General features: G+C 61.0%; 14 protein-coding genes. 11 read left to right on the plus strand and 3 right to left on the minus strand.

All coding sequences use genetic code 11. The annotated features are described in order from the left end of the window. Positions 1-232 precede the first annotated feature (232 nt). Together FJ951_RS02785 and FJ951_RS02790 are read left to right on the plus strand one after the other, a co-directional pair. A complete protein-coding gene (locus tag FJ951_RS02785; RefSeq protein WP_181172192.1) occupies positions 233-3,985 on the plus strand; it encodes an adenylate/guanylate cyclase domain-containing protein in 3,753 nt (1,250 codons plus the stop codon). 46 nt (positions 3,986-4,031) lie between these two features. Then, positions 4,032-4,718 carry a Crp/Fnr family transcriptional regulator gene (locus tag FJ951_RS02790; protein ID WP_140513449.1) on the plus strand — a complete coding sequence of 229 codons (687 nt, stop codon included), beginning with the start codon at positions 4,032-4,034 and terminating at the stop codon, positions 4,716-4,718. A gap of 265 nt (positions 4,719-4,983) precedes the next feature. Here FJ951_RS02790 and FJ951_RS02795 read toward each other — a convergent pair whose 3' ends face one another. Further along, positions 4,984-5,256, minus strand: a complete 273-nt coding sequence (locus FJ951_RS02795; protein ID WP_140513451.1) for a hypothetical protein — start codon at positions 5,254-5,256, stop codon at positions 4,984-4,986. 224 nt (positions 5,257-5,480) lie between these two features. Beyond that, positions 5,481-6,218: a Crp/Fnr family transcriptional regulator gene (locus tag FJ951_RS02800; RefSeq protein ID WP_140498481.1), complete on the minus strand. Its 738-nt coding sequence runs from the start codon at positions 6,216-6,218 to the stop codon at positions 5,481-5,483. A 223-nt stretch (positions 6,219-6,441) separates the two neighbouring features. Here FJ951_RS02800 and FJ951_RS02805 point away from each other — a divergent pair, with 223 nt between their 5' ends. The 6 genes from FJ951_RS02805 to FJ951_RS02830 all read left to right on the plus strand — a co-directional run bounded on the left by FJ951_RS02805 (position 6,442) and on the right by FJ951_RS02830 (position 12,280). After that, positions 6,442-7,794 (plus strand): substrate-binding protein, encoded by a 1,353-nt coding sequence (locus FJ951_RS02805; protein WP_140513453.1) that lies wholly within the window; start codon positions 6,442-6,444, stop codon positions 7,792-7,794. Between the two features lie 188 nt (positions 7,795-7,982). After that, positions 7,983-8,858, plus strand: coding sequence for a branched-chain amino acid ABC transporter permease (locus FJ951_RS02810; protein ID WP_140513455.1), 876 nt, complete (start codon positions 7,983-7,985; stop codon positions 8,856-8,858). Between the two features lie 11 nt (positions 8,859-8,869). Then, complete coding sequence (locus FJ951_RS02815) at positions 8,870-10,705, plus strand: branched-chain amino acid ABC transporter ATP-binding protein/permease (RefSeq protein WP_140513457.1); 1,836 nt, start codon at positions 8,870-8,872, stop codon at positions 10,703-10,705. Continuing rightward, positions 10,702-11,400 (plus strand): ABC transporter ATP-binding protein, encoded by a 699-nt coding sequence (locus tag FJ951_RS02820; protein ID WP_140513459.1) that lies wholly within the window; start codon positions 10,702-10,704, stop codon positions 11,398-11,400. Before FJ951_RS02815 ends, FJ951_RS02820 begins: the two co-directional genes overlap by 4 nt. An 84-nt stretch (positions 11,401-11,484) precedes the next feature. Continuing rightward, positions 11,485-11,763 (plus strand): hypothetical protein, encoded by a 279-nt coding sequence (locus tag FJ951_RS02825; RefSeq protein ID WP_140498476.1) that lies wholly within the window; start codon positions 11,485-11,487, stop codon positions 11,761-11,763. Positions 11,764-11,827: 64 nt separating this feature from the next. Next, complete coding sequence (locus FJ951_RS02830; RefSeq protein WP_140498475.1) at positions 11,828-12,280, plus strand: VOC family protein; 453 nt, start codon at positions 11,828-11,830, stop codon at positions 12,278-12,280. Positions 12,281-12,481: 201 nt separating this feature from the next. Here FJ951_RS02830 and FJ951_RS02835 read toward each other — a convergent pair whose 3' ends face one another. Continuing rightward, positions 12,482-13,594, minus strand: coding sequence for an ROK family protein (locus tag FJ951_RS02835; protein ID WP_181172193.1), 1,113 nt, complete (start codon positions 13,592-13,594; stop codon positions 12,482-12,484). Positions 13,595-13,834: 240 nt separating this feature from the next. On the opposite strand from FJ951_RS02835, the gene FJ951_RS02840 reads away from it, so the two are divergent. The 3 genes from FJ951_RS02840 (at position 13,835) to FJ951_RS02850 (ending at position 17,486) form a co-directional block, all read left to right on the plus strand. Continuing rightward, the gene (locus FJ951_RS02840) at positions 13,835-14,887 is read left to right on the plus strand and encodes an N-acetylglucosamine-6-phosphate deacetylase (protein WP_140513463.1); all 1,053 of its coding nucleotides are present in this window, start codon (positions 13,835-13,837) and stop codon (positions 14,885-14,887) included. After that, positions 14,884-16,077, plus strand: a complete 1,194-nt coding sequence (locus FJ951_RS02845; RefSeq protein WP_140513465.1) for an extracellular solute-binding protein — start codon at positions 14,884-14,886, stop codon at positions 16,075-16,077. The genes FJ951_RS02840 and FJ951_RS02845 overlap by 4 nt, the downstream gene beginning before the upstream one ends. A gap of 224 nt (positions 16,078-16,301) precedes the next feature. After that, positions 16,302-17,486 (plus strand): extracellular solute-binding protein, encoded by a 1,185-nt coding sequence (locus FJ951_RS02850; RefSeq protein WP_140513467.1) that lies wholly within the window; start codon positions 16,302-16,304, stop codon positions 17,484-17,486. The last annotated feature ends 1 nt before the right edge of the window (position 17,487 follow it).

Genomic DNA, 17,487 nt, shown 5'->3' on the forward strand with positions numbered 1-17,487 from the left:
TGAGAGTTTTCTGCCGCTGGAATTACTCGGTAGAATTCACGCACTTCGAGCGGATGGCCCAGTAGCCGTCGAATTCCAGGCTGCAGTGGTGTTTGTCGATGTGTCCAGATACACGGCCTTGGTCGAGCAACTAGCACGACGGGGGCAAGAAGGACTTGAAAGAATCCCGAGCCTGCTTAGTCACTCCTACGCGCGATGCGTAGAGCAAGTATACAATCGTGGAGGCGAGATTTTGTACCTCGCCGGCGACGAACTGCTAGCCTACTGGTCGGCGGATGTCCGCGGACTTGAAAGCGCGGTGCGAGCGGCGACAGCCTGTGCCAAGGCAATCTGCGGCGGCCAGAACGAGCGTTTGGAGGACGGAACAGCTGAAATCGCACCCGCGCTGCATGTTGGAGTAGGGGCGGGGGCCCTCTGGGCGGCGGCTTTAGGCGGTCAGCCGGTCTGGACTCTCTTTGCAGGCGGAGATGCCATCATGCAGGCCGCTCAGTCCCAAGCGGCTGCGCGCCGATGGGAATATGTACTTTCCGACAAAGCCAACTTGGCCCTTGCGCAGCCGTCTCAATCGCGGCGCAGTCGGCCTACGCTGGCTTCTCCGCCTCCGGGCTGGCTGGCAAGGTTTTTGCCTTTGCAGCTCAGGGACCTGCTGTCCGAAGCCGACTTGCGCTCAGTTGCCGCGGACAGCGCCGTTGCCATCCGTTCCGAAGAAGATCATCCAACGACCGCCCGCTTAGACGCCCTGGCGGAGATTAGGCCGATCACCGCCCTTTTCGCGCGAATTGCCGGACTTGACCATCGTCAACCTCAGGCGCTTGCGCGCTATCAATTGCTATGCGCGACCCTCCAGGAGGATCTGCGTTCGCGCGGTGGGCCGGCCGGCGAGTTGCTCTTTGACGACAAAGGTCTGATTTTCTTTGCGACGTTCGGAGCGCGAGGCAGTTTCCACCGCGACGATCCTTGCCGTGCCGTCGATGCTGCTCGCGCGATCCGTCTGACGGCCCAACGCTTGGGCCTCTCCGCGTCGATGGGCGTGGCTACCGGCGATGCGCTTTTTAGTGTTGTCGGAAGCGCACGTCGGCGCCAGCTGATGGTGATCGGCGCGCCCGTGAATCGGGCGGCGCGGCTTATGACGGCGGCATCGGCAAACGTTCTCTGCGATGCACCAACAGAGCGAGCCAGCCGGACGGCGTTTTGGTTCGAAGAACACGGCACGTTGCAACTGGACGGACTTGGGGACATGGCAACGGTATTTTGTCCTATGGATCCGCGCGCCCCGGTCCAACCTCTTAGTCCGCTGATTGGTCGGCAGAGCGAGCTGGAGTTCCTGAAACGTACGTTCGAGGAGACCCGCCGTGGAGGCAGGCGTTTGCTCGTTGTCTTGGGTGAGTCGGGCATTGGAAAAACCGCTTTGATCAGAGCTTTCACGGACGAACTGCGCTCAACCGCAATCGAGGTTTTGACCGCGCGCGCCGAACGTGACGATCGCCGGACATCGCTCCTGCCATGGCGGCGGGTGCTTGTGTCCCTTCTCGGCCTACCGTCCTACAGCGATGGATTTGCGGTGCTTGATATCGTCACACAACGGGTTCAAGGCAACTCGTCGCTCGTTGGGCGACTGCCCTTGCTAGGTGATGTTCTGAGCATCGAAATTCCCCAAAACGACGGGACGCGACATCTGGAGGGACCTCATCGCGCTGATGCCACCATGCGTCTTTTGGGTGATCTCATGGATAACTTGGCACCGCGCCCGTTGGCATTGGTCCTGGAGGACAGTCAGTGGCTGGATTCGGCATCGTGGCGCCTCGTCGAGTGGGTTCTCTCATCTCTGTCCTCGTTGCTTCTGGTCCTGTGCGTACGCTCGGACGAAGTTCCGGAGGAGTTAAAAAACCTACGAAGGCGAGCCGAGGCCACAAGAAGGAATACATCCGGAACGGAACCTGACGATCCCGCGCGCCTGTGTCGTATCCTGGATCTTGAGGAACTCAGCGAGGCGTCGATTTGCGAACTGGTCGCCCGCACGCTCGGGGATGTGCCCCCACATGGCGAACTGGCGCGCCGGGTCTCGGCCTTAGCCGGTGGCAATCCGTTTTTCGCCGAGGAGATAGCGCTGACATTAAAGAGCCAGGGGCTCATCGCCATACGCGATGGTTTGTGGTGTCCGATCCGCCCGCTCGAGAGCCTTCGATATTTCGAAGGTGTCGATCGGGTCATTCGGGAGCGCGTTGATCGATTGGAGACCCCAGTCCAGCACGTTCTCAGGGCTGCGGCCGTGATCGGGCGTTCATTTACCGGCGAGGCCCTGGCGACGTTGCTCGAGGGCGAGTTGGATCACGACGGTGTGGGTGCAGCTGTCGAGTCGCTCGTGGCGGCGCATCTCGTGCGTCAGGGCACTGGATCAGGGAACTACGAGTTCCGTCATGATCAAATCCGAGACGTCGTTTATGGCTCAATTCCCAGTGAAGTGCGACAGCGACTTCATGCAGCTCTGGCCGCTTGGATCGAGTCGAGCCAGTCGGCCGCCATGGGCGCGGATGTCGCGGCCCTCGTTCAGCATTTTGAGGCCGCCGGAAACAATTTCAAGGCAGTTGGATATGCCAATTTGGCAGCAATCAAGGCGCTGCAGGTCGGTGCGTTTCGAGAGGTCGAGGCGTTTCTGGAAATCTGCTTGAGATACGAGTCGAAGCAGCCTTGGAGTGCTGAGCAAAGACTTCAGTCGGTGCGTTGGCGCAGGCAGCTCGGCGAGGCCCATTACAGTCGTGGCGACCTCCATGCTCAGGGCATTTCGGTGAGGCGCGCCCTCACCTTGGCGGGCACGCCGGTTCCACGTTCCTCGGCAGCCCTTTTGATGCGGCTGCTTGGGGGTGGAATGCGGCTCGCGTTCCAACAAGTGTTCCCTCCTTCGCTATGGTCAACTCAGGGTGGTGTGCTGGACTCCTGGGAGCGAGAACTAGCTCGCTGCCTTAACCAGGCGGCGGTCGTGGACTATTTCGAGCTTCGCTTTTCGCGAGCGTTTTCCCACACCGTCGCGGCTGTCGCCCATGCGGAGCGCACGGGGCTCACCATGGAGATGGTGATCGCGTCCGCCCAACTGGCATGCGGGCTGGGAATTCTGGGGCGCCGGCGCGCTTGCAACTACTTCATGGCAAGGGCAGAACGGGTGGTGACTGCGCTCGCCGATCCAGCGGTCCATGCCCACCTGTGTAATCTCGATGCGCTCTGGCGCATCGGCCGCTGCGACTGGCTGATGGTAGATCGTCGTCTGGATCAGTCTCAAGAGCTGTGTCTAAAGGCGGGCGATCAACTAAGTTGGTGCAACGCCCAGGCCATGCGCTTCTGGTCAATGTACTACCGCGGTGAATCGGGTGCGCTGGAGTACACCGCCCAGGCGCTGCTCTCCCGCGCGCAGAACAGCGGAAACCTCCAGCAAGAGATTTGGGCGCTCCGATGCAAGTCGTTGTGTGTGCTCCACACGGATAGCCCCCGTGAAGCGGTCGACATCCTTCGGCTGACCACGTCCGCTATGGTCGGATCCGCCGATCTCGCCGACTTGGTCTCCGCCAAAGGGTCGCTTGCGCTCGCGCTTGCACGGGTCGGGCTCCATGCTGAGAGCCTTCGGGCTGTGGTCGAGACGCTACGCCTGCTGCGCGAGATGCGTCGCCCGACTGTGCACAGCACACTGCCCGGCATTGCCGGCGTGTGCGAAGTGCTTCTGCGCGGCAGGGAGGTAGGCCTCTCGCGCGAGTACGACCAGTGGCGCCACTGGGAGCGCCAAGCGCTGCATGAGCTCAAGCGTTACCGCCGCGCGTTTCCTGTCGGCACTGCTCAGTATGGGCTGTGGGTCGGCGTGGCCCATTGGCTGGACGGGCGCGGTGACCGCGCCGTCTCTACTTGGCGGCAAGCACTCGCGGCTGCACGGCGCCTCTCGTTACGCAGGGATCAGTCGATCATTGCGGCCGAGCTGAGGCGCCGGCAAGACAAGATCTAAGATACTCTCCTGCGTTGGAGTATCCGATCGGCAACTTGGGGGCGACATGGCTTTTGGCGGCGCGAACGAAAGAAATGATCTCCCGCGCCTTGCACGGATCGATCCGCGCCTGTTCGATCTTCTTTTCAGCGGCTGCAAGGTTGAACGCCACGCGGCGGGCCAGATCCTCTTCGTCCAGGAAGATCCATCCGATCGTATTTACGGGGTGACGAGCGGGACGGTGGAGATCTCGATGTATTCGCCGGGAGGCCGGAAGCTGGTGGCCAATATCGAGCTTTCGCACAGCTTGGTCGGAGAGATCGGCGCGCTCGACGGGCGCCCGCGCACCGCAACCGCCACTTGCCTGACCGTTTGCGATCTGGCCTCGCTCGGTCGGAAGCAGCTCTTCGATCGCATCGAAAAAAACCCACCTCTGGCACGCGCCATGATTGAGCTTTTGTGCGCACGGCTGCGTTGGGTCAGCGGCGAACTTGGCGATCAGGCTTTCTTCGGCATTGAGGCCAGGCTGGCAAAGCGACTGGCCTTTTTGGCCGGCGTTATGGCGGATGGCTCAGGTTGGATACCGATCTCCCAGTCCGAACTGGGGGAGTTCCTGGGCGCCACGCGCGAGTCCGTCAACAAGACGCTTAACGATTGGCGCAACCGTTCGATTATCGCAATCAAGCGTGGTGGCCTGCGCATAAAGAACGCCGGTGCGCTTCGTCACATCGCCGAGTCACAGGACGATGACTGATGTCGCCGTTCGCAATCGGCGCGCATCAGAGCCGCGAAATTAGATTGCGCAACGAAGACCGGATCGGCATGAAGGGATAGTCCTCCACCTGTCGTGGCGACGAACTGGGAACCTCCGTTCAGCATCCTGACGCCGTCCCAGGCGATTGGACCTAACACGGGCTGTCGCGCGATCTATGGTCGGGCCTTTTCTCAATAGTCCGTCGGTCAGTCGGTACCCGCTCAAGGAGGCAGAGCGGTGGCGCTAGCCACCGCTCTTATCTGGATCAATTCCGGCAGTCCGGGCTGACAGGATCGTACTGGTGTGGGCTGACCCCCATGCACTTGGAGTTCGAAGCGCCACTAGGCAATCCGATCGACCCGGTCGGGAAGCCATACACCGCTTCTTCTGAAGCCAATGAATGTTGACCCTTCAAGTCACCCGGGGCTTCGAAGTCACCATTGTCGGCTCGCAGACTGTGGACGAAGGTCGAGTCGATCGCGAACGAAGGCACCGTGAGGATGAAGAATGCAGACGCAGCTGTAATGATCTTATACATGTTTCTCTCCCTTTGGTTGATGGCATCACAAAATTCGTGATGAGAACGAAATTGGCTTAGTTTAAAAACCAACTTCCTCTTCGGGCTTGATCTTTGCTATTTTCTTTATGATCTGTCCGAAAGAGAGACTAAATTGCCTGCTCTGTCATCTCTTGTACGCCGCGGGTGAGATTTGTATGTGAAGGAATTCACGCAGGGTGCTAATATGATCGACGGGACGCTTTTCATTCCCGCTGCTTCAGCACCGGGATCGGAACGAGGGACATCGGCTGGTACTGAGCCAGTCTTCGAAGGCCCGCAAGATCAGTCAAGTCGATGAAGCGCGCGTTGCTGGTGATAAGCTGTTCGGCGCGCAATTGCTGAATGATGCGATTGAGATGGGGCACGCTCAACCCGAGCGCGTCCGCCATGATTTCCTGTGAAAACGGCAGATCGAAACTTGCTTCGTCGGCGCGTTCGACTTCCAGGAGACGCGCGTGAATCTCCAGCAAAAGGTGCGCCAACCTTTCAATCGGAGTGCGCCGACCTAGATTGACGATGTGTTCCGCATAAGTCGCTGCCTCTTGGGCGGCGAGCCAACTTAACACCAGACCGAATTGGGGCTGCTCGTAGCAGAGACGAATGTACGCGTCGAACGAGCAGACGGCGTAGGTCAGTTCGCTCACGGCAACGACCGAACAAGTGGATCGATCGAAAAAGCTGACCGGGAATCCAATGACATCACCGGGCAGGATGAGCTTCAGGATTTGCCGCCTGCCGCTGCGCAGCAACCTGTAGCGGATCGCGTAGCCGTCTTTAACAAAGCACAGGTTTCGGAACTCGGAGCCGTGAACGACGAGTTCCTCCCGTTTCCGAATGGTAAGATCGCGCTCGAAGATTGCCTCAAGACGTTTGATGTCTAGCGAATCCAGCTTCATTGCACGTGTCAGTCGGGTCACGATCGGGTGGCCGGTCAGCGGCATGCCATGCTCCAAATGTTCATGACCTTCAACGAAACTTTCCTATGCTTATTAATCCAGATCAATGAACAGAATTATCAAACGAAAGTTGTATTGACTGGCAGGCCTACGCCACTGCGAATGCCCATGCAAATAGGCCATTTTCAGCGTTTCGCTGGAAAAAACCGGTTTGCGGGAACAACAAATGAGAGCCGTCCGACGGCTCCACGCTAAGGAGGAACAGCTGATGCCGCTCGACGATCAAAATACTTCCAATATATCCCGCCGCACCATGCTGCACGCGGGCGCAGGTCTTCTCAGTAGTGCCGTTCTGCCCTTATCCAGCTTTGCGGCTTTTGCAGCCGACGACAAGCCCGCGATAGGCACCTGGCCGGCCGGGTCGGCGGGCGACACCGTCTACATCGGAGCCGCGGTGCCCCTTACCGGTGCCTATGCCGTGCAGGGTGCTGATGAACTTAAGGGCTGGCAGCTGGCGGTCGACCACATCAACAACGGCCATGAGTTGATGAAGGCGTTGGCGCCGAAAGTCGACAAGGGGTTGCTCGGCAAGAAGGTCGAGCTGTTGTCCGCCGACAGCGCGGCCAAGCCGAACCAGGCCGTCGAGCTCGAGCAGAATTTCATCCACCAAAACAACATCATCCTGATGACTGGCTCGACTTCATCGGCGGTCGCGGTTGCGCTCAACAAATTCGCGCAGCGCGAGAAGATCCTCTACGTCGCGGGCATCTCCGGCTCAAACGACACAACAGGCAAGGACTGTGTCCGCTACGGCTTCCGCCAGAACTTCTACGGCCAGACCGCAGCCAACGCGATCGGCCCGATCCTTCTGAAGACCTACGGAAAGGGAAAGAAGGCGGCATTCATGACGCCGGACTACACTTACGGTCACACCGTCACCAAGTCGGTGAACGACTACCTGACCTCTCAGGGTGGATGGGAGATGGTGACGGACCAGGTCTCGCCGCTAGGCACCCAGGATTTCAGCCAGTATCTGACCAACATCGCCAATTCGGGCGCCGAATTCATTGTCAACGTCAACTGGGGCCGCGACGCGGTGCTGTCGATCCAGCAGGCCAAGCAGTTCGGCCTGACTCCGAGCATGAAGATGGTCATCCCCTACCAGATCCCCTTCCTTGCCAAGGAAGTAGGCCCCGAACTGACAGCCGGCGTTTTTGCCGCTACCGATTTCTGGTGGACCCTGCAGGACAAGTATCCGCTCGCCAAGCAGTTCGTGGACGCGTTCCAGAAAAAGTTCGGTTATCGGCCGGAATGGGGCGCCGAAAATGCCTATGTCAGCTTCGCTCATTGGGCGCGCATGGTGTCGCAGGCCGGTAGCTTCTATCCGCCGGACGTCATCAAGCAATACGAGAAGGGTGAGACCATCCCTTCACTCGTCGGCGACGTTCACTATCGGCCGGAAGACCATCAGTGCGTGCGACCGGTCGTACTCGTCCAGGGTAAGGACCCCAAGGACATGAAGAGCGACGACGACTACTGGAACGTGGTCGAGGTGGTCGATGGCGCGCCGCTGATGCAGAAGCCTGACGAGTTCGGCTGCAACCTGGGCAGCTACACCTGATATCCCGCAGCGCCTTCTCCGCCCGCCACGGGTGGAGAAGGCGCTCGCGCCGGGACTGGCTCTGGCTGGACGCAGACGGTTCGTCTCCCGGCGGTCGGCGGTGGGATGTCGATTGTTCGCGACTTGTCTGCCAAACCCTTGCTGGCGCGAGGGCAGGGCATATTTTTCATGATTAAGGTGGGCGCAGAGTGATCAACTGGGCAAATTTCATCTCGCAGTGCTTCAATGGGCTCGTGCTCGGCGCGCTTCTGGCGCTGATCTCCTCCGGGCTGACCATCATCTACGGGACGCTCGGCGTCCTGAACCTTGCCCACGGCGCGATGTTCATGCTCGGAGGCTATGCCGGCTGGCTCGCCTATACCTACACAGGTTCATTCCTCGCCGCGGTCGCGGCCGGATCGCTGTTCGTGATGATCGTCGGGGTGTTGATCGAGCGGCTGATCATTCGCCATTTTTACGCGCGGCCGCTCGAGGACCAGCTTCTCGTCACGTTCGGGCTCGGCATCGTCTTCGTCGAGACGGTCCGCTTCTTCTTCGGCAGCCTCTCGCGCACGGTGCCGCCGCCCACCTCGCTGGTCGGCATCACCCATCTGGGCTTCATGGTCTATCCCACCTACCGATTGGCGCTGCTCGGCATCGTCGCCCTGGCGCTGCTGATGCTCTATGTCGTGCTCTATCGCACCCGCATCGGGATGATCGTGCGAGCAGGCATCGAGGATTCGGTGATGGTCGATTCGCTTGGAATCGACGTCTACAAGATCTTCATGCTCGTCTTCGGCATCGGAGCCATGGCGGCCGGCTTCGCCGGCATTGTCAACGCACCCGTGGTGTCGATCGCGCCCGATGTCGGGGAAGCCATACTGGTCCAGACCTTCGTGGTCGTGGTGATCGGCGGCGTCGGTTCCTTTCCGGGCGCGATCCTCGGCGGCCTCATCGCCGGCGAAATCATCAGCATCACCTCGATGTTCAATCCCGGTTATTCCTATGTCATGCTGTTCGTGGCGATGACTCTGGTGCTGGTGCTTCGCCCGCACGGGCTGCTCGGCACGGCAGGGCGCGAGTAGACGCGGTCGCCATGAACATCAAACATCCCTTCCTTGTCGAGCTTCTGACGGCGCTGGCGCTCGTCCTGGCGCCGTTCGTGCTGCCCCATCTCGGCTTTTCGCCCAGCACGATCAATCGTATCCTTATATGGGGCCTGTTCGGGATCGGCTTCGACATCCTGTTCGGCTACACGGGATTGCTGTCGTTCGGCCAGTCGGCCTTCTACGGTACTGGCGGGATGTTCGCCGCCTATCTCCTGACTGAAACCGGCTTCTCCTATGTCATGGCTGCCATCGTCATGGGCGCCGTCGTGTCGGGTGTCGTCGGCTATGTGATCGGCCTGATCGCCCTGAGACGCACCGGCATCTATTTCGCCATGATCACGGTGGCCATCGCCGAAGTCTTCTTCTTTGTCGAGTTCAATCCGCTCTCGGCATTCACAGGCGGCGAGAACGGCTTGCCTGGCGTGCCAACCCCGGTCGTCAACCTCGGCTTCACGGTGCTCGAATTCAACACCGACTGGACGATGTATACCTTCCTGGCGTTCTGGTATTTCGTCGGCATTGTCGTCGCACTTCGCATCGTACGCTCGCCCGTTGGCGCGATCCTTTCGGCGATCCGCGACAATCCCCTCCGCGCCGCGGCGCTCGGCCACGACATACACGGCTACAAGCTCACGGCCTTCGTGGTTGCGGCGATCTATGCCGGCTTTGCCGGCGGCCTGTTGGGCGTCATGCAGGGCTTCATGCCGCCGGACGCTTTCATGTTCGACACGTCCGGCCAGGTCGTGATGCAGACGGCGATCGGCGGTGCCGGCACACTGTTCGGGCCGCTGGTGGGCGCGACGGTGTGGCTGTATCTGAGCGACTTTTTCCAGAACACATTGCATCTCGGCGCCACATGGAAGTTGGTGCTCGGCATCGTTTTCGTGCTGCTGGTCTGTTTCCTGCGGCGCGGCATCGTCGGTGCGATCGTCGATCTCTATGGGTTGACCGGCGGCCGCAAGCGCATCGAACGGGCCAATACCGCGGTCGAGAGTGCGCCGCACGTCGTGACGGTCGTCGAACCGATGCCGGCGCGCCGGCATGGCACTGCGCCAGCATCCGGACCGATCCTGCAGGTGCAGGGCCTAACCAAACGCTATGGCGGCATCACAGCCAACAGCAACATCGACTTCAGTGTCGATCATGGGGAGATACGGGGCATCATTGGACCCAACGGCGCGGGCAAGACCACGTTCTTCAAGATGCTCACCTGCGAGATCGCGCCGACCTCCGGCCGCATCATGCTGGCCGGCCGCGACATTACGGGCATGGGCGTGTCCGAGGTGTGCCAGCTCGGGCTCACCAAGAGCTACCAGATCAACCAGCTGTTCGACCGCCTGACGGTGCGGCGGAACCTGATGATTGCCGCGCTGGGCGAGGCGCGTGGAAAGTTCCGGCTTGACCTGTTCAAGAGTATCCACAGCGTTCCCGGTCTCAATGAGCAGGTCGAGCGAACGGCGGCGCTGGTGAACCTTACGGCGCGGCTCGATCGGCCCGTTTCGGAACTGGCCTATGGCGAGAAGCGGCGGCTGGAAATCGGCCTTGCGCTGGCGACGTCGCCGAGCCTGCTCCTGCTTGACGAGCCGCTTGCCGGCATGAGCCCGCGCGAGCGCGTCGAGACCGTGGCGCTGCTCAAGTCAATCGCGCGTGGACGCACGATGATCATCATCGACCACGACATGGATTCGCTCTTCGAGCTGGTCGAGAAAGTGACCGTCCTGCAGGAGGGCAGGGTACTGGTCGAAGGCATGCCCGCTGAGATCAAGACCAACGCAAAGGTGCAGGAAGCCTACCTCGGCGGGGTACATGGAGAGGTGGCATGAGCCTGCTCGAAGTCAGGGCGTTGAACAGCTATTATGGCGACAGTCACATTCTGTTCGACGTCTCATTGAGGGTCGAGAAAAACGAGGTCGTGGCGCTGCTCGGGCGCAACGGCGCGGGCAAGTCGACGACGCTGAAGAGCCTGATGGGCGTGGTGACGCCACGAGCCGGCTCGGTTGAGCTCGACGGGGTTGAGCTGGTTGGCAGGAAGGCGCACAGCATCGCTCGGGAAGGCATGCAGCTCGTGCACGAGAATCGGCGCATCTTCGGCAGCCTGAGCGTCGAGGAAAACATCATTCTGGCCGGATTGACCGCCGACGACCGCTGGCCGCTGGAACGTATCTACACGATGTTCCCACGGCTGAAGGAACGGCGCACCAGCCGGGGCACGGATCTCTCGGGTGGCGAACAGCAGATGTTGGCCATAGCCCGTGCATTGGTGCGCAACCCGAAGATCCTTCTGCTTGATGAACCCTTCGAAGGACTTGCTCCAGTCATTGTGCACGATCTGGTGCGCGCCTGCCGCGAACTGGCCCAGGCAGGGCAGACAATCGTGCTGGTGGAACAGAACATCGCCGCGACGCTGGCGCTCGCGAGCCGCGTTTATATCATCAACAACGGCCATATCGCCCACGAGGGCCCGGCCGCCGAGCTCAAGACACAGCCGGGGCTGCTGCAGCATCATCTCGGCGTCTAGGGGCGAGCAGCCGCGGATGGCGTTCGACTTCCGACCGCCTTCGGCCATCCGTGCTTCATGCCGGCGACTATCCAGGGCCATCGCTTGCAGGACCATATCGCCTTCTGGCACCAGCCGCTGATCGCCGGAAATATCAGGACAGTCTCCAGGTTGGAGTCGGCCTGGATGATTGCCGACCTGCCGTGTTGGAAAAGAGAGGCACCGTTCGATTTTCGAGGAATTTCAAGTCGAGCCGGCGCCGGCTTCGGCGGCAATCGAGCAGATGATCGCGTGGAACCCGGAACGGATCGTGTCGACGCACGGTTGATGGTCTCCGGCGGTGCGGTGGGCGAACTGAGGCGAGCCTTCCGCCGGGTCTTATAAAGAGTGTTTCGCCGGCTTGTGCACCGCAAACGAGCGCTCTGATATTTGGCGCGAGGACACCGAGATGACTGAACGACCGGAGAGATATCGAAATGCGATTGTCCCTCATATCTACGTCGACGGGGCGTCGGATGGGATCGCGTTCTACGAGCGGGCATTCGGAGCGATGGAATTGTTCCGAATTGCCCACCCAGGCGGCAAAATCATGCACGCCGAGATTTTGATCTGCGGAGCCGTGATCATGATCGGGGATCCGGACGAGAGACTATACGGCGAGCCGCGGACACTTGGTCGCTGCACAGCTGGCCTTCACATCTTCACTGATGATAACGCGACCTTGCTGCGGCGCGCGGTCAAGGCTGGCGCGGAAGAGATTCAGCCACCCACGAATATGTTCTATGGCGCCAGTTCCGCCACCGTGCGCGATCCCTTCGGCCACGTCTGGGTGCTCCTGTCGTGGAGGGAGGACCTCGATCCGGCAGAGATGGAACGGCGCGGGAATGCGCTCCTGGCCTAAAGAAGAAAACGCTGGCGACATGCTAAATGCGGCTGTTCGCTGTGCGGCTCGTTAGTGAGAACCGGCTCGGAAACCTCCGCGAGGCAGTGAGCTTCGCCCGAGCGGCGTCGCAGCATTCTCCACAGGACGTGAGAGGTGTGGGGCATCGAGATTGCTCCCGGATCTCTGAACCCGCAGCGTCAATCATTCAGATGCTTCGCGTCAGGGCATCGGCCTTTGCCGCTTTCCATTCCGCCGGCTCCGCCCTGCGCCATTCGGTTTCCCCTGCGGCGTGCCGAGCAGCACGCAAACGGCGATTTCATGAAGCGGTTGCGCGGCGCCTTGGACGACGTAGTCCAGGCTCGAGCGATCGGAGATCAGGGTCGGCAGGCGCAAGGTGCCGATCAATCCTTCCGCCTCGAAGCGGGAGCGTAGAAGTTTGTAGAGTCCGGCATTGCAGGTAAACGGGCCGGTGATGAACACCTTCTCGGGGAAAAGCAGCCTGCAGGCGTTCCCCAGCGCGCGCGCCATAAGATCGACGGCGACCCGGATTTCGGGAATATCCGTCAGCTCCATCGTCTCGATTTGGCTGGAGAGGAGTTCCTCCTCCCCTGAAGCCCACGGATATATCTCCCGTATGACCGGCAACAGGGCTGACAGCGAAGCTGCTGTTTCGAGACAGCCCCGGTTGCCGCATCCGCAGGGGCGATCCTTGAGCACGTTGAAACGCCAATGGCCGATTTCGCCGAAGGGGCCGCCCTGGCGCATCGGCGCATCGTCGCTGCCGCGATAGGCCAGGCCGATGCCCCAACCCCAATGAAGAATGAAGGCGCCATCCAGCCTTTCCATGCCCGGCACGGCGTATCGGGCGCTCAATTCGACATCCAGTTGGCGAAACAGGAACACGCGCGGCGTGATGCCATCGAGCGCCTTGCCGACGTCGAAATCGCGAACGTTCGGCCATCGCGAGGTCAATATCCACGTCCGGGTCTTCACGTCCACGATGCCGGAAACGGCAACGGACGTTCCGACATGACGCATGCCAGACGGGCAGCTGCCGAGCAGACCGGCGACAAGGTCACGCATCGTCGCGGTCATGCGGGCCGAATCGGCGTCGGACGGAACATGGGCGGTTTGCCGGGCGAGGACACTTCCGCGGAAATCGACAAGGACGCCAACCAGTTCCTGGCTGGAAACAAGAAGGACGGTCGCGCCCGCGCAACCGGGGTTCAAAACGATTTGCGCCGGTGGGCGGCCACGGCCGCTCACCTGGCCGACGCTTTGCTCGATGATGCCCCTGCCGACGAGGTCGGCGATGGCGCGCGAGATCGCCATCGAGGTCATGTCCAACTCGGCGGCAAGTGCGGCGCGGGATTTGCCGCCGCCTTCGTGCAGGCTGGCGATGACGCGTGCGCAGTCGCGTTGGCGGGCGTCCTCGAAATCCGCGGTGTAGAGCGTCAACATGCCCGGATTCTTTTCCTTTCGCATTTCTGGATAACATTATTCAAAAATGGCTTGCAAGCGGTATCAAGCCGTGTACTCTCCGCGTAAGGAATCTTGGCGATCGGCCGCAACATGATTACTCCCGGTCTGGTCGACATGCAGGTCAATGGCTTCGCCGGCGTCGATTTCAACTCGGGGACCCTGACGGCGGCGGAACTCGACGAAGCGCTGGAGGCCCTCCTGGCGTGCGGCGTGACAGCGTGCCTGCCGACGATCATCACGGCAAGGCCGGACGAATTGTCGGCGCGGTTCAGCGCTCTCGACAAGGCTGTCTCCGAAAGCCGCCTCGGTCCCCTCATGTGCCCCGGCTATCATCTGGAAGGTCCGTTCCTCAATCCCGCCCCGGGTTATTCCGGATGCCATCCCGCCTCGGCGATGACCGCTGCGGATCCTGCGCTCATTGAGCGTCTGCAGTCGCTGCTCAAGCGCCCGATCCTTTTGACGACGCTGGCTCCCGAAGTGGAAGGTGGCATTGCTTTCATACGGGCCATGAACCGGCACAACATTCTTGTTTCGATCGGCCACTCGGCTTGCGGTTTTGAGCTCGTGGCGCAGGCCGCGGCGGCTGGCGCTGTCCTTTCCACCCATCTCGGCAACGGGCTGCCGCAAACCTTGCCGAAACTGGACAATACCCTGTTTGCCCAACTGGCCGAAGACCGTCTCGCCGCGACATTCATCGCCGACGGGATTCACGTTCCGCCAGGCGCGTTGAAATCGCTGGTCCGGGCAAAAGGGCTGGACCGGTCGGTCCTGGTTACCGATGCCGTTTCGGCGGCCGGTGCGCCGCACGGGTCTTACGAATTTGCCGGAATGCGGGTCGAGAGCCGCGCCGATGGCTCGGTCCGCGTTCCTGGCGGCATCGGGCTCGCCGGGTCGGCGCTGCGACTGGACGACGCCGTGCGCAACCTGGTGCGCTGGGGCATCGCCGGTTTCGCACAGGCTGTCGATATGGCCTCGGCAAATGTGATGGCGCTGCTGCAGCCGGTGCTGGACGCGCATGGCCTTCGCGTGCCCGCCAGCGAGATCGAGTGGGCGCCCGACATGACCATCACCCATGCGCGCGTCGGAGAAGAAGAACGCGAATACGACCGGCAAACGACAAAATGGGAAGGAAGACAACCATGACTGCTCGTGAACTCAAGGTGAATCGCCGCACCATCCTTGGCGGCATTGGCGGTACATTCCTCGCCGGCACGACGCGGGCCTGGGCGCAGTCACCCAAATTGCCGGCATCGCCGGTCGTCATTTCGGTGATGGACGTGGGCGGCGCGCTGGCGCTTTCGCAGCCGGCCTTCGAAAACTACGCCAAGAAATATCCCGAGCGCACCGAACGGATCGTCTTCACCAAGGCGCCGGTGACCGAGCTTGCCGGAAAGCTGCGCGCGCAGCAAGAAGCCAACCGCGTCGATATCGACATGGTGCTGACCGGCTCCGACGGTCTGGCGGCAGGCCTAGCCAACGGCACATGGATCAAGATTCTGCCTGATTTCAACGACAAGTTTCCCAAAATCGAGGACAATTACGAACCGGCCGCACTGGCCCTGCACAAGAAGCAGGGCGCAGGATATGGCGTTGTCGTCAACTACTATCCTTCCGGCCCGCTGATCGAATACGCCCCTGAGCGGGTGAAGGAGGTTCCCGGCTCGGTCGAGGAGCTGCTAGCCTGGGCCAAGGCCAATCCGGGCCGCTTCATGTATGCGCGGCCCACCAATTCCGGCCCTGGCCGCACATTCATGATGGGTCTCCCCTACCTGCTCGGCGACAAGGATCCGCAGGATCCCGTCGACGGCTGGGAGAAGACGTGGGGTTATCTGGCAGAGATCGGCCAGTATATCGACTATTATCCCGCGGGCACCGGCGTCACCATGAAGGAATTCGGGGAAGGCAGCCGCGACATCATCATTTCGACCACGGGATGGGATATCAATCCACGTGCCCTCGGCATCGTGCCGGAATCGGCAAGGATCGGCACGCTCAAGGGCTTCCATTGGGTTTCGGACGCCTTTTTCATGTGCGTTCCGAAAGGCATTTCCGACGACAAGCTCGCCGTGGTGCTTGATCTGATGGCATTTTTGCTTACGCCCGAAGCGCAGGCTTATTCCTACGATGAGGGCTATCTCTACCCCGGCCCGGCGGTGAAGAACGTGCCTGTCTCCATGGCGCCGCAGCACAGCCAGGACATCGTCAAACGTTTCGGCAGGGACGAGTATGCCAGCCTCATCGCCGACAACCCGATCGAACTGCCGCTGCCGCCGGAAAAGATGATCGCCGCCTTCCGAAAGTGGGACGAATTGGTCGGCGCAAAGAAATCCTGATGCTTCGCCAAAGGCCGGCCGCGTCGAGGGGCTGGCGCTAGGATAATGCAGCATGCCAGGCGCGGCCTGACGCGGCCTGTCCGCGACGGGACCTTCAGCGCAGCGGGGCGTCATTTGCGTTGCATTCGATACTAATAGACTAATATATCATTCGTCTGGGAGAGCCGGGATGAAAGTGTGGAGATGCCGCTCTTTCAAGGAGATAAATGAGGAGGACGACGACGATGTTCACGATTTCACGCCGCCAGGCGCTCGGCGGATTGGCCGGGTTTGCAGCGCTGCCCTTTGGCAGGTCATTCGCCGACGAGCTTGCCCTGCCCACTTCGCCGGTGGCGCTCAACATCATTGATGTCGCGGGCAATCTGCAGCTTACCCAGGCGGCAATCGAGAAATTCGGCAAGGAAAATCCGGGGCTCGTCTCCAAGATCACGTTCTCGCGCGCGCCGTCCCCCGAACTGCCGGCCAAGCTCGCCGCGCAGCAGGCGGCCAACCGGGTCGACATCGACCTGGTGCTGACGGGGCCGGGTGCCATGTCGGACGGCATCACCCAGGGCCTGTGGATCGACGTGTGGACGAAATACCCCACTGTGCTGCCCAAGGCTGAGGACGTCTATCTCGACAGCGCCTTGATGATGCAGAAGAACTTCGGCCAGAACGAAGGCGTCGCCGTCGTCTATTCGCCGTCGGGCCCACTCTTCGAATATGCGCCGGACAGGGTCAAGACCATCCCCAGGAACACCGACGAACTGCTGGCGTGGGTGAAGGCCAATCCCGGCAAATTCTGCTATGCGCGGCCGGTCAATTCGGGACCGGGCTGGACCTTCCTGATGGCCATGCCCTACATCCTCGGCGACAAGAATCCTTCCGATCCCATCAATGGCTGGGAGAAGACCTGGGCCTATCTGAAGGCGCTGGATGAAGGCATCGATTACTATCCCTCCGGCACCACGGTGACGATGAAGGAGCTGGCCGAGGGCACCCGCGACATGATCGTTTCCACCTTCGGCTGGGACATCAACCCGCGTGTGTTGGGCATCGTGCCGAAGGAGATCGAGACGTTTGCGCTCGAAGGCACGCATTGGGTGCCCGATACGCAGTTCATGTGCATTCCCAAGGGCGTCGCGGAGGAAAAGGTCGCGGTTCTGGTCAAGCTCATGGCCTTCATGCTCGAACCCGCGCAGCAGGCCTATACCTACGACAAGGGCTATTTCTATCCCGGTCCAGCGGTCAAGGGGGTACCACTCAGCGCCGCGCCGCAGGAAAGCCAGGACGCCATCGCAGAGTTCGGCCGCCCACAATATGAAGAGCTGATCAGGAAGTTCCCGGTCGAAGCGCCGTTAAAGCCGGAAGCACTGGTCGCCGCCTTCGAGAAATGGGACCGCGAGGTCGGTGCCAACAAGATGAAATAGC

The organism is Mesorhizobium sp. B2-2-3, assembly GCF_006442405.1.
Taxonomy (GTDB): Bacteria; Pseudomonadota; Alphaproteobacteria; order Rhizobiales; family Rhizobiaceae; genus Mesorhizobium.